Genomic DNA, 19,996 nt, shown 5'->3' with positions numbered 1-19,996 from the left:
AAAAGGTGATAACATATACGTTATCACCTTTTTTAGATTAAAAAGCGCAGAAAAATCTAGGGTTTATCTCAGTACCATAGTCGGCATAGTTAATCTTAAATTTAGGTATACCGAATTCCGCTGGAGCAATTTGATCTATTCCAAAATAAATTACAACACCATCAAATGTTAAATAGAATGCTTGATCAGCGGGAATCTCAAAATTATCAAGTGCATAAAACCAATTAATATTTTCAGTAATTGTAGATTTTATGTACTCGGATACAAGATTGATATAATCTACATCTGAATTAAATACATCTGCAAGAGTAAGTTCTTTCCCAGTGATTAGATCTACATTGTAATTGTTTAGGGTATTATACAAAATTCCAGCGGATGTAGCTTGACCTTTTAAATCTAGAATACAACTTAATGTTGAATTCATACTAAATGTTATTGCATAGTTGGAAGTAACATTGAATCTGCTAGGTGTTTGAGAACTGTTTTCAGCATTTTTGTTATAGGCAGCGGCTTCTTCAGAAATTCCAGTTTTAAAATCATCAACAGATTTTTTTATGGCGGTGTTTATATCTCTTAAAACTCCTGGGTTTCCAGCATTTTGTTGTCCGGCGATATTAAACAATGAGGGGTATTGCATATCGTAAGAAAAATATCCTTCCCTCCCAAATTCTTCGTTGAATCTTACGTATAAAAGATTGTGAGTACAATTTGCATTAACACGATAATTAATCATAGAAATCTCCTCTCTACTTTACTTAAACTATAATAGTGTATGAATTGAGATATAATTGTGTTAACAAAAACAACATAAAGCTTATAAAATTATGGTATAATACTGAATATTAGATGTATTTAACAGGAGGAAAAAATGTTATTACTTGCAGATAAATGGAAAGATTATGAATTAATAGATATGGGAAATGGAGAGAAATTAGAGCGTTGGGGTCAATATGTCCTTAGAAGGCCTGACCCTCAAGTAGTCTGGCCTATGGAATCTGAATGGGCTCTATGGAAAAATCCACATGGTCACTATCATAGAAGTAATAGAGGTGGAGGACAATGGGAGCATAAAAAAAAGTATCCAGAGCAATGGACTATAAATTACAAAGCACTTAAGTTCCATATAAAACCAACTGGATTTAAACATACAGGTCTTTTTCCTGAGCAAGCTGCAAATTGGGATTGGATGATGGATAAGATAAAAGGAGCAAATAGACCAATAAAGGTATTAAATTTATTTGCTTATACTGGAGGAGCGACAGTCGCTTGTTCTTATGCAGGAGCCGAGGTTTGTCATGTTGACGCAGCAAAAGGAATGGTAAATTGGGCAAAGGATAATATAGAATTGTCTGGACTTAAATCTAGACAAGTTAGATTTATAGTAGACGATGTAGTAAAATTCGTTGAGAGAGAGATAAGAAGAGGTAAAAAATACGATGCAATAATCATGGATCCACCTTCATATGGACGTGGACCTAAAGGAGAAGTTTGGCAAATAGAAGAGAAACTATTTAGTTTTGTTGAGTTATGTATGGGAGTTCTTTCTGATGATCCTCTATTTTTCTTAATAAATTCATACACTACAGGTTTTTCTCCTATAGTCCTAGAAAATGTTCTATCAACAACAATTGGAAAAAAAGTAAAAGATGGTAATATATACGGTGGAGAACTTGGAATACCAGCATCTAGAGACGGTAAAATATTACCGTGCGGAATATTTGGTAGATGGGAGAGCATATAGTGGTAAAAGTTATTTACGAAGATAACCATCTTCTAGTAGTTGAAAAACCTGTAAACATACTATCTCAGTCGGATAAAACAAATGATAAAGATATGGTGAATTTACTAAAAAAATATGTAAAAGATAAATACAATAAACCGGGAAATGTTTTTATTGGGCTTGTTCACAGGCTTGATAGACCTGTTGGTGGAGTTATGGTGTTTGCCAAGACTTCTAAAGCTGCTTCTAGACTTTCTGAACAAGTCAGAAATAAAACTTTTAAAAAGACTTATAGAGCTATAGTACATGGAAGTTTCAATAAGGAAAATGATGTGTACAAAGACTATTTATATAAAAATAAAAAAACTAATACGGTAAGTATAGTAAACAAAGATCATAAAGAAGCCAAAAATGCTGAACTAAGCTACAATTTAATTTCTAGTAAGGGCGACTTGAGTATGGTCGAAGTCGATTTGAAGACTGGAAGGTCTCATCAAATTAGAGTTCAGTTTGCAAGCAGAAATCATCCGCTATATGGCGATCAAAGATATGGTCAAAAGATGAATAAAGTAGGGCAACAATTAGCACTTTGGTCACAAAAAATTGAAATAGTGCATCCAACGACCAAAGAAAAAATGGAATTTGAATCTTCACAGCCAAATGAATACCCATGGAATATATTTAAATAATGATAGAGGGTGGATCACATGAGTAAATACTTTTCTATAGGTGAAATGGCAAAACTTCATAAAATAAGCATTCAGACACTCAGATATTACGATCAAATTGACTTATTTAAGCCAGTACATGTCGATTACGATAGCGGTTATAGATATTATTCTATCGATCAGTTCTCTCAACTTGATTTAATCAAGTATTTAAAATACCTGGGGATGTCACTTAAAGAGATAAAAGTAAATTTAGAAGATAGTAATGAAGAAATATTAAAATTGTTAAATAGTAAAATAGGAATGGTAGAAGATAAAATTAAAGAATTAGAGTTAATCAAAAAAGTTTTAAGTACAAAAAAAGAGACCATTGAGAAAGGTTTCAAAGCTGATGAAGTAGGAAAGATAATAAGAAAACATATACCGAAAAGAAGTATTTTGTCTATAGACTATGAAGAAGGTTTAAGCCACGAAGAGACATTAGAGTTGTCTAGAAGACAGATAGCAAATATCTTAGAAGAAAATATATCTGTTTTTTACGGTGGAGTAAGTGGACTAATTTCTATCGATAATTTTATAAAAGAAAATAGAGTAAATTATGAGAACAGTTTTGTAACTGTAGAAAGAGATCTTTTTAATGAAAAGTCTCAAAAGTATATATCTGAAATTTCTTCTGGTGATTTTATTTGTATGACATATAAGGGAGATTACAGTGGCAATTACGAACATATAAAAAAAATTGTCGATTATGTAGAGTACAAGAGAATTCCAGTTGAGGGGTATATTTACGAGATTCCAATTGTAGATCCACTATCGGCTAGTCACAAGGATGATTTATTGACAGAAATACAGATACAGGTAAAGAAAAGAGAAATAGACCTTAGATGCTTAGTATAAAATTAAATTAATTTTGATTAAAAAGGAGATTATTTATATAAAATAATCTCCTTTTTAAATGTATTTTTTAATATATAGTTGCTTTTTACCTAAGAAGAACATAAATATTTGCTTTACATAAAATAAATATTAGTTAAATCTTTATTGGTTACTTCTGATAGGAGGTTGGTTATCAATGAATGATCACGGTTTAAAACGTGATGTCGAAAATGACTGTAAAAGCAAAAAATGTAATATTTATATTTCAGGATTGGGCATGGAATCATCAAAAGGTGTAATTTCAGTAGTTGATGGTGTAAATTTCAATATAATTGAAAAAATAAAGGTTTCGTCAGATATTAGAGGTGTAGATGTAAATAATTTTACTAAATTAGTTTATATTGCAAATATTACTGGAAATAACGTCTTAGTAGTTGATGCAAGAGTTAATAAGGTCGTAAAAAAAATTGAGGTTGGAGAGTCTCCATTTTATGTTCGAGTTAATCCAAATACAAACTTAATATACGTAGCTAATAGGGGATCAAGATTTGTATCTGTTATTGATGGTATAACTAACAAAGTTATAAATAATATTAAGACTCCAAAAGGAAGCTCACAAGCAAAAATAGATATAAATTTAAATACAAATAGGATCTATATCACTAATAATGGATCTAATAATATCACAGTAGTAGATGGAATCTCAAACTCTGTATTAGATTATGTAGATGTAGATTCTGCACCGTCTGGGATAGCAGTAAATCCAAATACAAATAAAGTTTATATCGGATATAATTCATCGAGTACAGATTATGTAACGGTATTAGATGAAGAAACGAATTGTATATTAGATAATATAGTGGTTGAGAAAAGACCTCAATTTTTGAGTGTAAACCCTATTACAAATTTGATTTATGTTTCAAATACTACAAGTGGTACTATATCAGTAATTGATGGTAGTACTGACAAAGTTATTAGATCTATGAGAGTAGGGGTTGCACCTTACGATATAGCAATTGATGTCTTTAGAAATATAGTGTATGTTGCCAACTATAGTTCTGGTGACATATCGGTTATAAGAGGTAGTGATAATACAGTAATCGCTAATCTGTCACCCGAAATTTGTGGAACTTGGGGAGTTGGAACTGTAGTTGGGGTTTAATGATGTCTTTTGATTATAATTTAAAAAATTTGAATTTATTAAACGATAGTTTATTTAATACAGAATTTAAATAATATTTGTAATCAAAATATTTATTAAGACAGTATTAATTTAAGCATAATGATGTAGATTTATATATATATTCATCTAGCTTATATGTACTGTCTTAAACTTTGCCCTAAAACTGCAATAACTCTATTGCTGATACAGTGTTAAGATAAAAAATATGTAAAAAAGGATTAAAATTCCCGTTAAATACAATAAAATCATGATAAAAAGATATTGACTCTATAGTTACTATAGAGTTTATAATAGGTTATGACAAAGAGAAAAAAGTATTTATATGTCGAATGAATAAAATCATTTGCAGAATGAGCTATTAAACTTGGTATTTTACAAATTGGATTTTATATACAAATTTGAGGAACACTAAGTGTGAAAACGATATTTATTAATTGCATGGAGGAAATGAAAATGAGTATGAATAACAATCATGAACTAGAGACAAAAATAATTCATTGGGGTCATGAGCCAGATCCGACAACAGGATCTTTGGCTTCTCCAATATATCAGACTGCGACTTTTGCAGCAAATTCAGTTGAACATTTTGAAGAGTTATGTATGACTTGGGGGTATGTGTATTCAAGAGAATGTAATCCTACATTAACAGAGTTAGAGTCTAAATTAGCTATGCTTGACAATGCAGAAAGCGCTATCTCAAGTACATCTGGAATGGGTGCAATAACATCTACTCTATTGGCTTTGGTTAAAAGTGGAGACCATATAATAAGTTCAAATGGCATATTCTCACATACAAAACTATTTATGAGCGAATTACTTTCAAAATTTGGAGTAGAAATTACATTTGTAGATGCTATAAATCCACAAAATATTAAAGATGAAATGAAGGCGAATACGAAAATTGTTTATGTTGAAACTCCTTTAAACCCATCATTAGACTTGGTTGATATAAAAACTGTAGCAGACATAGCACATGAACATAAGAGCTTATTGATAGTAGACAGTACTTTTGGAACTCCTATTGTTCAAAGGCCATTAGATTTAGGAGCAGATTTAGTTATACACAGTTTAACAAAATATATGAACGGTCATGGAGACGCATTAGGTGGTTCTGTTGCCGGCTCTAAAGAATTAATAGATCTAGTAAGATGGCCAAGCTTATGTTGTTTCACAGGAGCTTCCATGTCTCCAATAAATGCATGGCTTATATTAAGAGGTATAAAGACATTAGACATGAGAATCAAAAAACACTGTGAAAATGCTTTATTAGTTGCTGAATTCTTAGAGAACAACGAAAATGTTGAAATAGTTAAGTATCCAGCTTTAAAATCACATCCTCAGTATGAGTTATGTCAAACTCAAATGAATGGACTTGGCGGTGGAGTAGTTTCATTCAAACTAAAGGATGGGATAAATGGACTTACAAGGGATCAGGCTAGTAGAAAGTTAATGAACTCATTAGAAGTATGTACGATAGCTACTAGTTTAGGAGAAGAACATACGCTAGTTCAAATGGATGGAGAAAATCTAATAAGAATAGCCTTAGGACTTGAATCATCAAAAGACATAATAAATGATTTCTCTAAATCTATTGAAAAAATTAAGTAATATAATAAAAATAAAATTATTTAGTAAGATAGATATTAAATACAACAAGGAGACTAACCATGGAAAAAAAGAGCAATATTAAAAGATTTTCAATTATTTTTATATTAGCATTTGGTATGACAGCAATGTATAGTTTGCCATATATGAAATCGGCATTTTATGATCCTATGCAACAGGCATTATCACTTAGCCATACTCAAATTGGTAACTTACTTAGTACTTATGGTATGGTTGCAATGGTATCTTACTTCGTAGGAGGTTGGTTTGCAGACAAATTTTCTGTAAAAAAACTGATCACACTTTCACTAGTTGTTTCGGGACTTTTAGGATTTTACTTTGCTACATTCCCATCATACGGTATGTTAGTTGTAATGTTCGTTTTGTGGGGATTCACAACTATAATGACATTCTTCCCAGCCTCGGTTAAAGTTATAAGAATGCTTGGCGATGAATCTGAGCAAGGTAGATTATTTGGATTCTATGAAGGTCTATCAGGAATAGCAGGAACAGTTATTTCTTTTATAGGACTTTATTTCTTTGGTAAATTTGCTGAAATAACAGTAGGATTTAAATATGTTGTTTGGCTATATTCTATATCCTCAATAGTTTGCGGAATAATATTATACTTCTTAATTGATGATGTTAAAGACACTGAAGAATCAAATGATGGAATGAGTATTTCATCTTTCTTAAAAGTGATAACTATGCCAAAAGCTTGGTTATTAGGTTTAACTATATTCTCAGTTTATCTTGTATTCTCAAGTTTAACATATTTAAGTCCATACTTATCGGAAGTTTATGTAATGCCTTTAACATTAGTTTCTGCACTATCAATAATTAGAACATATGTTATTAAAATGGGTGCATCGCCTATTACAGGAATAGTTACTGATAAGGTTGGATCATCTATTAAAGTATTATTTGTAGGATTTTTATTTATGGCTGTAAGTACTGCAGCATTCTTATTTATTCCAAAGAGTCCATCATTTATGTGGATAGCAGTTATTAACATGATAATACTAAGTGTAATTTTATTTGGAGCTAGAGGAATTTATTTTGCTACAGTTTCTGAGTCAAATATACCTATTGAGACTACTGGTGCTGTAGTTGGTTTTGCATCATTTTTAGGATTCTCACCAGATGCATTCTATTATACAGTTGCAGGTAACTGGTTAGATAAGTACGGGCAAACAGGTTACACTTATATATTCATACTTTCAGTGGTTTGTGCATTTATAGGAATATTCGCTACTTATACACTTATGAAAATGAACAAGAAAAATAGTACTAAATAAGCTTAAACTTGTTAATATAAACGGAATTGATTGCTTAAACTGTTAATATAAACGGAATTGATTTATGTACACAATATAATATGGGGATGAACTATAAATGTTCATCCCCATTTTTATTTATAGGAAGTTATATAATATATTTATATAATACATGAAAAATTGTATACTATATAAGATAAGTCGAGAGGAGGAAAATTTATGGATAAATACACTGGATTCTATATAAACAGACCTGTAGGTAATAATATATTTTCATATGATGAAAGAAGTAACAAAAGTATATTTGTACCAAGGCTTATAAATGGAGATCTAAACGACGTTGTATTAGGAGATGAAGTCTGTTTTAATGAAGTTGAGAATGGAGAAGAGATTCTTTGTAAAGGCTTAAAAAACTTAGTAGAATACAATTTTAATGGTAAAAAAGTTTATATATTTGACAATCACAATCATGCATTTTACTTTTGGATAAATAGTTTTTTGTCTGGAGGCTTTGAAAAAGGGTGTAAATTAGTACATGTAGATCAACATAAGGATACTAGAGCTCCAGAAAACTACAATGTAAATATAGAAGATATAGATGATGTTTTTAGATATACAAATGAAGTTCTAAATGTTGGAAATTTTATTAAGCCTGCGCTAGAGTATAATTTATTCTCAGAAGTTATAATAGTAGACAGTATGTATAGCTTTAACTTGGAGATAACCGGTGAATATGTACTAGATATAGATTTAGATATATTCTCGAAGGATATGGACTACATAAATAGAGACTTTAAAATGAGCAAAATTAAAGAATACATAGAGAAATCAACTGTTATAACAGTTGCAACAAGTCCTTTTTTCATTGATCAAAACTATGCTATTAAGGTGTTAAAAGAATTGTTTAATTATGATATAATGTAATAGTTAATAAAGCCAGTACAGAAATTTTGTAGAAGATCAAAAGATACTGTATAAATATAAGGTAATTTAGGAGGAAAACTTATGAGTTTATTTGATTCTTGGAATGATTTAAGTGACAATCATGAGAGCCAAGACGCCGAAGTTAAATTTTGGGAAGACTATTTAAAAGTTGAGGCTAGTATATATAACGAGATTTTAAATGAAAAATTAGACGTTGTAGAAGGAAAAGTAAGTGAACTTGCTGAGAAGTTTAATACATCAAATGAGTACTTTATGGGATTCATAGATGGAATAAGTGAAAGTTTAAAGGAAGATGTAGTATTAGAGGATATAGAAGCTGATTCAGAAGTATCTTTGAAAATTGACTTGGAAAAACTATTCTTTAATATGGTAAATGTAGAAGCTCATTGGTTATATGGACTTCCAGGCTGGGATGATATACTGTCATTAGATCATAGAAAACAAGTAATCAAAGACTACAAAAAGTCTAAAATTATAGTTAAAGAAGAAAAAATTGGTAGAAATGATCCTTGTCCATGTGGAAGTAGTAAAAAATACAAAAAATGTTGTGGTAAATAATAGTTGTTTTGAGGAAAATAACTTTTAGAAAGATATCATAGGCATTTTATATAAAAATTTAACATTGTCAACATAAACTATCTCAATATAATTTTATAGTGAATTATGATGAGATAGTTTTTTATTTCGAAGATTGGAGAAATTATGGTAATTTTCGTTGATGCTGATGCATGTCCCGTAAAAAAAGAGATTGTAAAGGTCGCGAAAGATTATGGCCTTAAAGTAAAAATGTTCACTGATACAACTCACGATATAAACGACGGTTACAGTAATGTTATTGTGGTAGAAAAAGGAAGTGACTCAGTAGATTTCGCAATTATAAATAAAATTAAAGAAAAAGATATACTTGTAACCCAAGATTATGGATTGGCTTCTATGGCTCTTGGGAAAAAAGCCTTTGTCATACATCAAAATGGATTTTTATATACATTAGATAATATAGATCAAATGTTATTTGAGAGACATCTAAACAGTACAGCTAGAAGAGGAGGATTTAAAACCTCAAATCCGAAAAAGAGAAAAGAAGTGGATAATGCTAAATTTGAAGCTTGCCTTATAAAACTTGTAAATAAATTATTACATGGTTAAAGATTTTGAAAATAGAATTGATTATAAAATAGTTTATTATATCGTGATATAATTTTATTGATTCTTAAATAATTTATATTATAAAAACATCGTGAAAGTGGGGAATAATTATGAAGTTTATAGATTTACATTGTGATACAGTTTCAAAACTTATGGATGATAATAAATGTGGCCTTAAAAAAAATGATTTTCACGTTGATATTGAAAAACTTATAAAAGGTAACTGTTTAGCTCAGACATTTGCGCTTTATATAGACCTTGATGTAATCAAAAATCCATACGATTATTGTATGAGTATGGCTAAAAAGTTTCATGAAGAAATGGACAATAACAAAGAATTTATAAAACTTGCTACAAATTACGATGAAATCATGAAAAATCAACAGCATAATAAAGTGACGGCGCTTTTATCTATAGAAGAGGGAGCTGTTTTAGAAGGAAAAATCGAATACTTAAATAAATTTTACGATTTAGGTGTCAGAATGATAACACTTAGTTGGAATCACGAAAATGAGCTTTGTTATCCTCATAATGAGGAAAAATTCAGAAAAAAAGGGCTTAAAGATTTTGGAAGAGAAGTAGTACATACAATGAATGAATTAGGAATGATTATAGACGTTTCACATATATCAGATGGAGGTTTTTATGATATTGCAGAAATATCTAGAAAGCCTATAATAGCCACTCACTCAAATGCTAGAGCTGTTACAAACCATTCTAGAAATTTAACTGATGATATGATTAAAGTTATTGCGAACTGCGGTGGTGTTACAGGTATAAACTTTTATCATACTTTTTTATCCGAAGACCAAGGAGTTGATAGTAAATTAGAGTATATGGTAAATCATATAAAACATATTCATAATGTAGGCGGAATAGATGTAATTGCCATTGGAAGTGACTTTGATGGTATAGAATCAAATTTAGATATAAAAGACGCATCTGAAATGGGAAAACTTTATGATCCACTAAAAAAAGAAGGTTTCTCAGAGGATCAAATAGAGAAAATTTACAATAAAAACGTCCTTAGAGTAATTAAAGATGTTTTATAAAGTACAGATGAACTAGCTAGTAAACAAATCATTATATTAAACATAGTATAGACTAAGAATATTTTATTGGAGGTTTATTCACTATGAAGATAGGAGACGTTGTAGCTAGAGAATCATATAATAAAGATATAATCTTCAAAATAGTATCTTTTGGTACAGATGAAACAGGAGATAAAATAGCAATTTTAAAGGGTGTTGCCTTTAGGATTATAGCAGATGCTAAGTTAGACGATTTAGTGCCGGTTACAGCTCCTGATTTGAGGGAGATATTAATAGATAAAGAAGTTGAAACTAGATTATCTAGATCAGTAAAAAAGGCTAAAGATAGGGAAAAGAAGATGACAAGATCAATACCTAAACTTCAAGCTACCGCCAATGCATATGGGATACCTGGAAAAGTTCTACAAATTGATGGCGATAAAGAGTATTTGAATATCTGCCTAGATGTATATGCTGAGCTTGGAATTCCAGCTGCTGGGGCTGCAGTGTCAGAGTCAAATCAATATAAAGAAGTTAGAGGTCTCTTGGAAAAATACAACCCGGATATACTTGTAATAACGGGCCATGATTCAATGACTCTTAAAAGAGGCAGTGTAGATAATATAAATAATTATAGAAACTCTTTAAACTTTATTAAGGCAGTAAAAGAAGCCAGAAAATGGCAACCAAACTTAGATAGTTTGGTGATATTTGCAGGAGCATGCCAATCAAATTATGAGAAAATTATAGGGGCAGGGGCTAACTATGCGAGTTCTCCTGGAAGAATAATGATACACGCGTTGGACCCTGTTTTTATTGTTGAAAAAATAGCTTGTTCTAGAATTGATGTAGTAGTTCCGATAGAAGAAGTAATAGAGCAAACAGTCACAGGAGTTAAGGGAGTAGGAGGTTCTGAAACTAGAGGAAAATTCAGATGGGCCATGCCAAAAATGATGATATAGTAAAAAATTCACAATAATTTCATAAATTTTAAAAAAAGTATTGACTTTTATTTCAAAAAAATATAAAATTATTGTTTATGCATTTGACAAATATGTTTATTTATGATATTATGTAAACATATAATCGTTAAAGAAGGTGATTTTGTGGCTACTGTTCAGACTTTGGATAAAATCAGAATGAGCTTAGAAAGACACATTGGCAAGAAAATTTTATTGAAGGCCAATAAAGGAAGAAAGCAGATTATTACTAAAGAGGGAATACTAGAAAAAGTATATCCAAGCGTGTTTGTTATAAAACTAGATGATGAGAGTAACGGATACCCTAGAGTATCATATAGCTATTCGGACCTATTGACATCTAACGTTAAACTACAAGTTTTCAGAGATCAAGATAATTTACAGATAAGTTAAAAATTATGCCTATTTAAAATAGGTGTAATTTTTTTTTTGTTCTTTTAATATAAATATAGTGTGATATTTTATTTTTGTATTAGGAGGGTAAACTATGGAACTTATTAAAGATGTAATTAAACTTGATAATAGAATAGACTTTGGAAAATTCCAGACTTTTATTGAAGCGGAGACTGTTGTGCCAGATAAAAAGATGGATGTCTATGAAATTGTCAAAACTGAAGGGTACATATCATTTAGAAAAGTTGAAGCAACAGATGGAAAAATACTTCTAAGAGGAAGCTTTAACTACAATGTAATTTACATAGCTGATGATAAAAAGACTGTCTCAAACGTTGATGGAAAGATAGATATAAACGAGGTAGTAGAAAAAGACAATGTACTACACAATATGGACCACATGCTATTCCCAGAAGTAGAGCATATGGACTGTACTATTATGAATGAAAGGAAGCTAAAAATAGGAGCTCTTATGAATGTCAGAGGAAGTTTATTTGAAAAGCAGGCCTTAGATATAGTAAAAGATGTTTCTCAAGTTGAAGGCATACAAAAACATAGAAAAGAGATCAAATTTCAGGATATAGTAGGTATAGAACAGTCAGATAGCTCTATAAGAGATACTATAAATATTAATACAGATGAAATACAATCGATTATAAGCTTAAATCCTTGCATAAGGGTTAAGGAAAGCAGAGTAACGGATAATAAAGTTATAGTAGGAGGAGTTTTGGAGATAAATCCTCTTGCAAGTACTTATGAGGGTGAACTGGTAGAATTAGATAGATTGGGTATAGAGTTTACTCAATTTGTGGAGATGGCTGGTGTAGGCGATGGAATGAAGGAAGAGGTATTGCTAACTATTTCTGACTTCAACCATAATTTCAAACAAAGTTCCGATAGTTCTAATGGAGTACTAGAAATCGACTGTACTGCTCTTTGTAAAGTTAAGGTAACTGATGAAGTTACGAGAGAAGTATTACAAGATGCATATTCACCACAGACAATGATAAAGTTCGACCATAAACCAATAAAATTAAATAAAGCACTAAGTAATTTTGAAGATACATTTACAGTAAGAGAGAATCTAAGAAATGACAATGACGATATACAAATAAAAGATATAGTAAGCGTTTGCTGTACTGCTTCAATCGAGAATTCATATGTAGAAGACAACAAAAGTGTAATACAAGGTATAGTTAAATTAGACGTATTATATGTACCTGTTGAAGGCTTAAAAATGGTGTACACAATAAGCGAAGAAATTCCATTTGAGAATGATATGCCTATAGAAAATATGACAGATGTATCTACAGTATTTAATACAGTATCAATTGACAAGGTTGATGCTGATCTAAATAGAGATCAGATAGATTTAAATGTAAGGCTTAAGAGGGTTACAGAAGCTCTAGATAAAAACACAGAAAGCTTTATAGTTAAAGGAGAGGACCAAGGGCCTTACGACCTTTCGAATGCTCCAAGTATCATAGTGTATATGTGTAAAAAAGGAGATACATTCTGGAATATAGCTAAGAAGTATAATACAACTGAATCTGAGATAGCAGATTTAAATGATATTAGCCTGGAAGAACCAATTCAAGAAGGTAAGTGTCTAATTCTTGAAAAGAAAGTTGCTATGCTTAGTTAAAATTAAAAGTATAAAAACTCTCTCAAATATAGGTTAAGAAGACTATTTCATTCCTGCTGTATTCAGAATTTTAAAAGATACTCCGAAAATCGGGTTTTGGCTAGATACTTCGGAGCAGTTGCCAGAGCATTCAGTGAATGGTATTTTACTGCACTTTGGAAAAGATAAATATATTACTTGTCGAGCAGTCAATTGTAAAAGATTGACTGCATTTTTTTATATATTCAGGAAAAAAATATTGTAACCTCAAATATCTCTAAGATTTTATATAAAAAATAATAAAATTATATAAGATTAAACTTTTTTCAAAATAGTAAAAAGGTAATGAAGCAAGGTATACTTTTATAGTATAATAGTGATATATACATAAAATTTGTATTAAGTATACAGGAGGCAGTTATGGGTTTTATACAGTTAAAGAGCAGAGCTAAGATCAATTTGTCAATTGATGTGGTAGGTAGAAGAGAAGATGGATATTCACTAGTTGAGATGATAATGCAATCTATAGATTTGCATGATATTATCAAAATAAAGGAATTAGATAATAAAAAAATAATAATTAAAAGCAATAGCTCAAATATGCCTTTAGATAGACGAAATATAGCCTATAAAGCTGCGGTATTAATAAAAAAAGAGTTTAATATTAGTAAAGGTTTAGAAATATACATAGAGAAACACATTCCTATTGCAGCTGGGTTAGCTGGTGGTAGTTCTAACGCTGCAGCAATATTAGTAGGTCTTAATAAATTATGGGACCTTAATTTAAGAGAAGAAGAACTTCAAAACTTAGGCCTTAGGTTGGGATCAGATGTTCCATTTTGTATTTCAGGCAGACCCGCATTAGCTCAAAATATAGGTGAGAAATTAACCTATATAAAAGGGCTTCCTGATGGTACTAACATAGTGGTTTGTAAACCTAATTTGTTTGTTTCTACAAAAGAAGTATACCAAAACTTAAATATGGCAAATGTAGATACTAGACCTAATACAAAGTTATTATTACAAAAACTAGAGGAAGAAGATATAGAAACTGTTTCAAAAAATATGGTAAATGTCTTAGAAAGTGTGACTTCAAAAAAACACAAAGTAATAAATGAAATAGAAAGTATAATTATGGATTTTAATGCTTTAGGGACGTTAATGAGTGGTAGCGGCCCAACAGTTTTTGGGATATTTAAAAGTGAAGAGGATGCATTGAAATGTAAAGTGGAGCTATTAAAAAGATATAAGCAAGTATATTTTACTAAAAATAGTGATAAAGGAGCTGAAATCAATGTATAACTTACCTAAGCTAGATTTGAACAATTTTAAACCATTGAGAGATGTAGTTTTTGAAAACTTAAGAGAATCGATTCTAACAGGAAGATTAAAACCTGGACAAAGACTAATGGAAATACAACTTGCAGAAGGTTTAGGAGTAAGTAGAACACCTGTAAGGGAAGCGATCAGAAAGCTCGAACTTGAAGATTTAGTAGTGATGTTACCTAGAAAAGGTGCTTATGTAACAAATATGTCTTTAAAAGAAATTTTAGATGTTTTGGAAGTAAGAGCGAGTCTAGAAAGTTTGGCAGCAAAATTGGCAGCTAAGAGAAGAAATGAAAAAGATATAGAAAAATTAAAACAAATAATAAAAAAAATTAAAGATTTATCAGAAAAAGAAGATAAAAGTTTAATGGTAGCGATTTCGGAACTTGATATAGAACTACATCATTATATATTTAATATAGCTAATAATAAATCATTGACTAAGACTACTAAAATTATTTGGGAAAAAGAATATAAATTTAGGTTGTCATATATGAGTGGGTACGATATATCACTAAGGATTGTTGATGAACACGAAAAACTTGTTAAGGCCATTATTGATGGAGATGTTATAACAGCAGAAAAAAGTGCATTAACACATATAAAAAATAGTGAAGAGTATATAATAAATAATGCTACACTTAAACAAGCAGATTTATAAGAAGGGAGACCTTCTTTTTCTTTTATTCAAGTACGATGCAAATGTAGAACATATCATTAAGGAGGGTAACTTTTGGGAAATGAAACTTCTGTAAGAGATATTTTAAATAATCCGCAATTTGAAGGAATGACTGTTATTGCTGGAGAGAATGGTTTAGATAGAGTTGTAAGATCAATAACAGTAATGGATGCTCCAGATCCATTTCCATGGACCAATGGTTATGAAATTGTTTTATGCAGTGGATATATATTCAAAATAAATCCTGATCAATTTGTAAATACGATACAGAAATTGCACGATAATGGAATGTCTTCACTATTCATTAAACTATCTAGATTTATAAAAATACTACCAGATGATGTTAAGCAAAAAGCTGATGAATTAAACTTTCCTATAATAGACGTTCCATTTAGATTTGCATTTATTGATGTAATAAATCCCGCTCTTATACAGATCATAGATCATCAGTCTGAATCACTAAAGTTATCTGAGGAAATTAATAACAGGTTTTCTAATATAGTTATAAATAACGAAGGAATGCAAGTTATCATAGATGTACTATCTGATTTATTAAAAGAGAATCTAATGTATTATGATTTACATTTTCAAAAGATGTATTTTTCTAATAATAAAAACCATATGTACGAGAATATGAAAAAGATGAATATTAAATCAATACTCGAGGAATTTGACAATTATAGAATAGGAGTTAATATCGAGACATATGGATATATCATATTTTTAAATGAAAATGGATTTACAATTGACAGTGATGCAAATAATGCATTATCACATGTGAATACAGCCATTATACTAGATGTTCAGAAAAAGATTTCTAGTATGCAGATTAAAGAAAGACATAGAAATGAATTTGTACAAGACCTTATAATGAATAATATTAAGTTTAAAGATGAGATAAAAAGTAGAGCATCTATATATGGATGGGACTTTTCTGGAAGCATATGCGCTATGGTTGTAGATATTGATGATTTCAAAGAAGAATATTTAAAGTTAGAGAATAAATCTTCTATAGATAAACTAGAGAATGAAAGTAAGAAAATACTACAAACGTGCGTAGATTTCATGAAGATAACTTACAATGACACTGTATACGTTAAGTTTAGTGATAGGATAGTATTTTTAATACAACAAGATGATAAAAATGAAAGTGATTTCGATAATTATGTAAAAAAATTAGGTGATGATTTAAGAGCTGTAATTTCTAGTAAACATAAGTTCACTGCAACTGTAGGGTTTGGTAGTATAAAATCTGATGTTATGGAAACACATAAAAGTTATGAAGAAGCAAATTTATCTATCAAAATTGGTAGAGTTATTCATAAGGGGCATGATGCAACTATTTTATATGAAAAGTTAGGTGTTTACAGACTTTTGTATACAATCTATAAAAATGAAGAGACGAAGATATTTTATAAAGAGAAACTATCCGGTATTCTAGATCATGATGAAAACTACAATTCAGAGCTTTTAAAAACTTTGATTTGTATTATAGATAACGATTGGAATTTAAAAAATTCCGCAAAGGATATGTTTATACACTACAACACAATGAAGTATAGGTATAAAAAAATATGTGAACTGGTTGATGATGATCTTACTGATTATGAATCTAAGGTTAATGTATTACTTGCTGTAAGAATATACCAGATGTTTGACTAAATTAAAAATTTAATAAATAATAAATTTAAATAAATTATATTTTAAGCCTGGGACAATTATCCAGGCTTTTTTTGATTTTATTTTTTAATAAAGAAATTTTAATACCGTTTAATTTATAACTAATCTTACTTATAGTTCGCTCATACTCAATAATATTTAATATATATGTACCAGAGGAACAAAAAAAAGTACTTTTATTTGTCATCAAAGACCGATGAAAGATTATTCAGAATAAATTAAACTATTAATTAATTAAATAAATTTGCAGTTATAAATATAAAAAAATGCAATTGAGGAGGGCAAAAAATGTCTAAAGAAAGCGGTATCATTCAAAATGAATCAAAAGTAAGCTCTTATAGATGGGTAGTGTGGGGAATATTGGTTGTAATTTATCTTACAGTATTCTTTCATAGAATGTCTGTTGGAGTTATAGTTGGCGACTTAGAAAAATCTTTTGGAATGAACGCGACTCAGATAGCAAATTTAGGTGCTATGTATTTCTATGCTTATACTTTAATGCAAGTGCCAACAGGTATTTTAGTTGATTATTTAGGTCCTAAAAAAACAGTTATCGCGGGAAGTGTTATTGCAGCCGTAGGTTCAATATTATTCTCATTCGCAAGTACAATAATGCTAGCATATTTTAGTAGATTACTTGTTGGACTTGGGGTTTCAGTTGTTTTCTTATCAATACTTAAGATACAAGCAAACTGGTTCCCAGCAAAAGATTTCGCCACTATGAGTGGTGTAACAAGTTTTATAGGAAGTTTAGGTGGATTACTTGCACAAACACCACTTCTAATAATAGTTGGTCTAATTGGTTGGAGAGCCTCATTCTTATCAATGGGTGTAATATCACTAGGTCTTGCTGTACTAGTAATGTTATTTATTAAAAATACTCCTACTGAAAAAGGATTGCCAGAAGTTAATCCAGTTCAAGCTGCACCAAGCGGTGAATCAGATGGAGTAGTAAAACAGTTATTTGCTATTGTTAAGAATCCTAAAATTTGGTTTCCAGCGTTTGCATTTGGAACAATAAATGGTTCTACACTTTTATTCTCAGGTACTTTTGGGGTTCCATATTTGATAGCTGAATATGGCCTTAGTAAAACATCTGCAGCTAATATAATAGCAATAGCTCTATTAGCTTCTGGTATAGCATGTGTTTTCGTCGGTAAGATATCAGACACGATGAGAAATAGAAAATTACCAATGTTGGGTTTATCTATAATAGGAATAGTAGGATGGTCACTTATAGTATTTGCAAAACCGCCAATATGGTTAGTAACAGTAGCGGCAGCAATGATAGGTATCTCAGGATCAATAGGCGTTATTTGTTGGTCTCTTGGTAAAGAAGTGAGCAATCCAAAATTAGCTGGTATGTCAATGTCAATAGTTAATGTTTGTGGATTCTTCTTCGCAGCGATACTTCCTGTAATTTGTGGGAAGTTTATAGACGCAAATGTAGCAGCAGGCCTAGCGCTTGCAGTTTCATATAAAAAAGCATTTATAGTTCCGGTTATAGCGGTAGCATCATCAATAGTATTTTCACTGCTAGCAACTGAAACTAAGGCTCAAAACATTTATAAGGGTTAGGTGATTTTATGTCAATTATATTAGATAAAGCAAAAGAAATAGAAGACTATATTATAGCCTTTAGAAGGGATTTACATGAGAATCCAGAGTTAAGTGGTCTAGAGATTAGAACTCAAACTAGAATAATTGAAGAATTAGAAAAATTAGGAGTAGAATACAAAAAAGCTGGAAGAACTTCAGTTATAGCTTGGATAAAGGGAGATAAGCCTGGTAAAACAGTAATGCTTAGAGGAGATACAGACGCTCTTCCTGTTTTAGAAGAATCTGGTGTAGACTATGAATCAACTAAAGAAGGCTTAATGCATGCTTGTGGTCATGATACACATACAGCTATGCTACTTGGAGTAGTAAAGATTTTATCAAAAATGAAAGATCAATTAAATGGGGAAGTAAGGTTCTTCTTTCAAGAAGCTGAAGAAACGTTTGAAGGAGCAAAACTAATAATAGCAGACGGTGGCATGGAAGGTGTAGACGGATGTTTCGGAATGCACAACTATCCAGATTTAGAAGTAGGAAAAGTTGTTATGAATCCTGGTTATATATCAGCAGGGTGTGATACTATACACGTTAAATTTGAAGGGGTATCTGGACATGGATCAACTCCACATTTAGCAAAGGATACAATACATCCAGCTGCGATGTTTGTAACTGATATACAAGGAATAGTAACTAAAAATGTTGACGCACAAGAGCCAATAGTAGTGTCAGTAGGTAAATTCTCTGGAGGAACAAAAGCTAATATAATAGCTAAGTTCACAGAATTAGATTTATCTTTGAGATATTTCAATAAAGATGTGAGAGATTTAGTTCTTAAGGCTATACAAAGACATGCAAAAGCGATAGCAGATGCATATGAAATAAAGGTTGAAATCGAAATAATACCAAGTACACTAAGTGTATACAATGACGATGATTTAACCATGCTAGCTAGACAAGCGGCTGGTGAAGTTTTCGGTGAAGATTGTCTTGCTGATATGCCAAAACTTATGGGATCAGAAGATATGTCATTCTACTTTGAACATGCAAAAGGTGTATTCGCTTGGATAGGATCTGGCAACGAAGCTAAGGATTGTGTATATCCTCCTCATCATGAAAAATTCAAAGTTGATGAAGATTTCTTAAAATATGGAACAGCACTACACGTTCAGTTTGCACTTGATTTTTTAAACCGAGGATAAAAATTTGATTAAATAAAAAGGAGGGTAGATCTACCCTCTTTTTTAATTATCTAATTTTTATAAATAATTAAATAAAATTAATTTAATATATAAAAATAAGAAAAACA

General features: G+C 30.5%; 19 protein-coding genes. 18 read left to right on the top strand and 1 reads right to left on the bottom strand.

The genetic code is table 11. From position 1 onward, the window contains the following. Positions 1-37: 37 nt before the first annotated feature. Positions 38-733, bottom strand: coding sequence for a DUF3298 and DUF4163 domain-containing protein (locus tag KQI18_RS10900; RefSeq protein ID WP_197314309.1), 696 nt, complete (start codon positions 731-733; stop codon positions 38-40). Between the two features lie 135 nt (positions 734-868). Between KQI18_RS10900 and KQI18_RS10895 the strand changes: the two genes are divergently transcribed. The 18 genes from KQI18_RS10895 to KQI18_RS10810 all read left to right on the top strand — a co-directional run bounded on the left by KQI18_RS10895 (position 869) and on the right by KQI18_RS10810 (position 19,889). Beyond that, positions 869-1,741 (top strand): class I SAM-dependent methyltransferase, encoded by an 873-nt coding sequence (locus tag KQI18_RS10895; protein WP_216467907.1) that lies wholly within the window; start codon positions 869-871, stop codon positions 1,739-1,741. Continuing rightward, positions 1,741-2,409: an RluA family pseudouridine synthase gene (locus KQI18_RS10890; RefSeq protein WP_330647834.1), complete on the top strand. Its 669-nt coding sequence runs from the start codon at positions 1,741-1,743 to the stop codon at positions 2,407-2,409. The genes KQI18_RS10895 and KQI18_RS10890 overlap by 1 nt, the downstream gene beginning before the upstream one ends. 18 nt (positions 2,410-2,427) lie before the next feature. After that, positions 2,428-3,285, top strand: a complete 858-nt coding sequence (locus KQI18_RS10885) for a MerR family transcriptional regulator (protein ID WP_216467905.1) — start codon at positions 2,428-2,430, stop codon at positions 3,283-3,285. 175 nt (positions 3,286-3,460) lie between these two features. Then, positions 3,461-4,426 (top strand): beta-propeller fold lactonase family protein, encoded by a 966-nt coding sequence (locus KQI18_RS10880; protein ID WP_216467904.1) that lies wholly within the window; start codon positions 3,461-3,463, stop codon positions 4,424-4,426. 474 nt (positions 4,427-4,900) lie between these two features. Next, a complete protein-coding gene (locus tag KQI18_RS10875) occupies positions 4,901-6,055 on the top strand; it encodes a trans-sulfuration enzyme family protein (RefSeq protein ID WP_216467903.1) in 1,155 nt (384 codons plus the stop codon). A 59-nt stretch (positions 6,056-6,114) separates the two neighbouring features. Further along, the gene (locus KQI18_RS10870; RefSeq protein WP_216467902.1) at positions 6,115-7,350 is read left to right on the top strand and encodes an MFS transporter; all 1,236 of its coding nucleotides are present in this window, start codon (positions 6,115-6,117) and stop codon (positions 7,348-7,350) included. 198 nt (positions 7,351-7,548) lie between these two features. Beyond that, entirely contained in the window at positions 7,549-8,253 is a 705-nt protein-coding gene (locus KQI18_RS10865; protein ID WP_216467901.1) for a UPF0489 family protein, read from the top strand. Between the two features lie 81 nt (positions 8,254-8,334). Beyond that, the gene (locus KQI18_RS10860) at positions 8,335-8,832 is read left to right on the top strand and encodes an SEC-C metal-binding domain-containing protein (protein ID WP_216467900.1); all 498 of its coding nucleotides are present in this window, start codon (positions 8,335-8,337) and stop codon (positions 8,830-8,832) included. 144 nt (positions 8,833-8,976) lie between these two features. Beyond that, positions 8,977-9,420, top strand: coding sequence for a YaiI/YqxD family protein (locus tag KQI18_RS10855; protein ID WP_216467899.1), 444 nt, complete (start codon positions 8,977-8,979; stop codon positions 9,418-9,420). Between the two features lie 110 nt (positions 9,421-9,530). Continuing rightward, positions 9,531-10,472 carry a dipeptidase gene (locus KQI18_RS10850; RefSeq protein ID WP_216467898.1) on the top strand — a complete coding sequence of 314 codons (942 nt, stop codon included), beginning with the start codon at positions 9,531-9,533 and terminating at the stop codon, positions 10,470-10,472. Between the two features lie 83 nt (positions 10,473-10,555). Next, positions 10,556-11,413: a sporulation peptidase YabG gene (yabG, locus tag KQI18_RS10845; protein ID WP_216467897.1), complete on the top strand. Its 858-nt coding sequence runs from the start codon at positions 10,556-10,558 to the stop codon at positions 11,411-11,413. 144 nt (positions 11,414-11,557) lie between these two features. After that, complete coding sequence (locus tag KQI18_RS10840) at positions 11,558-11,824, top strand: Veg family protein (RefSeq protein ID WP_216467896.1); 267 nt, start codon at positions 11,558-11,560, stop codon at positions 11,822-11,824. 94 nt (positions 11,825-11,918) lie between these two features. Further along, positions 11,919-13,469 (top strand): DUF3794 and LysM peptidoglycan-binding domain-containing protein, encoded by a 1,551-nt coding sequence (locus KQI18_RS10835; RefSeq protein WP_216467895.1) that lies wholly within the window; start codon positions 11,919-11,921, stop codon positions 13,467-13,469. Between the two features lie 399 nt (positions 13,470-13,868). After that, entirely contained in the window at positions 13,869-14,750 is an 882-nt protein-coding gene (gene ispE / locus KQI18_RS10830; protein WP_216467894.1) for a 4-(cytidine 5'-diphospho)-2-C-methyl-D-erythritol kinase, read from the top strand. Then, positions 14,743-15,435, top strand: coding sequence for a GntR family transcriptional regulator (locus KQI18_RS10825; RefSeq protein ID WP_216467893.1), 693 nt, complete (start codon positions 14,743-14,745; stop codon positions 15,433-15,435). The genes ispE and KQI18_RS10825 overlap by 8 nt, the downstream gene beginning before the upstream one ends. Before the next feature lie 72 nt (positions 15,436-15,507). Then, positions 15,508-17,115 carry a PucR family transcriptional regulator gene (locus KQI18_RS10820; RefSeq protein ID WP_216467892.1) on the top strand — a complete coding sequence of 536 codons (1,608 nt, stop codon included), beginning with the start codon at positions 15,508-15,510 and terminating at the stop codon, positions 17,113-17,115. A gap of 306 nt (positions 17,116-17,421) precedes the next feature. Next, positions 17,422-18,711, top strand: coding sequence for an MFS transporter (locus tag KQI18_RS10815; protein ID WP_216467891.1), 1,290 nt, complete (start codon positions 17,422-17,424; stop codon positions 18,709-18,711). 8 nt (positions 18,712-18,719) lie between these two features. Then, the gene (locus KQI18_RS10810) at positions 18,720-19,889 is read left to right on the top strand and encodes an amidohydrolase (protein ID WP_216467890.1); all 1,170 of its coding nucleotides are present in this window, start codon (positions 18,720-18,722) and stop codon (positions 19,887-19,889) included. The last annotated feature ends 107 nt before the right edge of the window (positions 19,890-19,996 follow it).

The organism is Metaclostridioides mangenotii, from assembly GCF_018917235.1.
Classification (GTDB): domain Bacteria; phylum Bacillota; class Clostridia; order Peptostreptococcales; family Peptostreptococcaceae; genus Metaclostridioides.
Note: the sequence above shows the minus strand (reverse complement) of the source record. Positions and strands in the feature narration are given on the sequence as shown.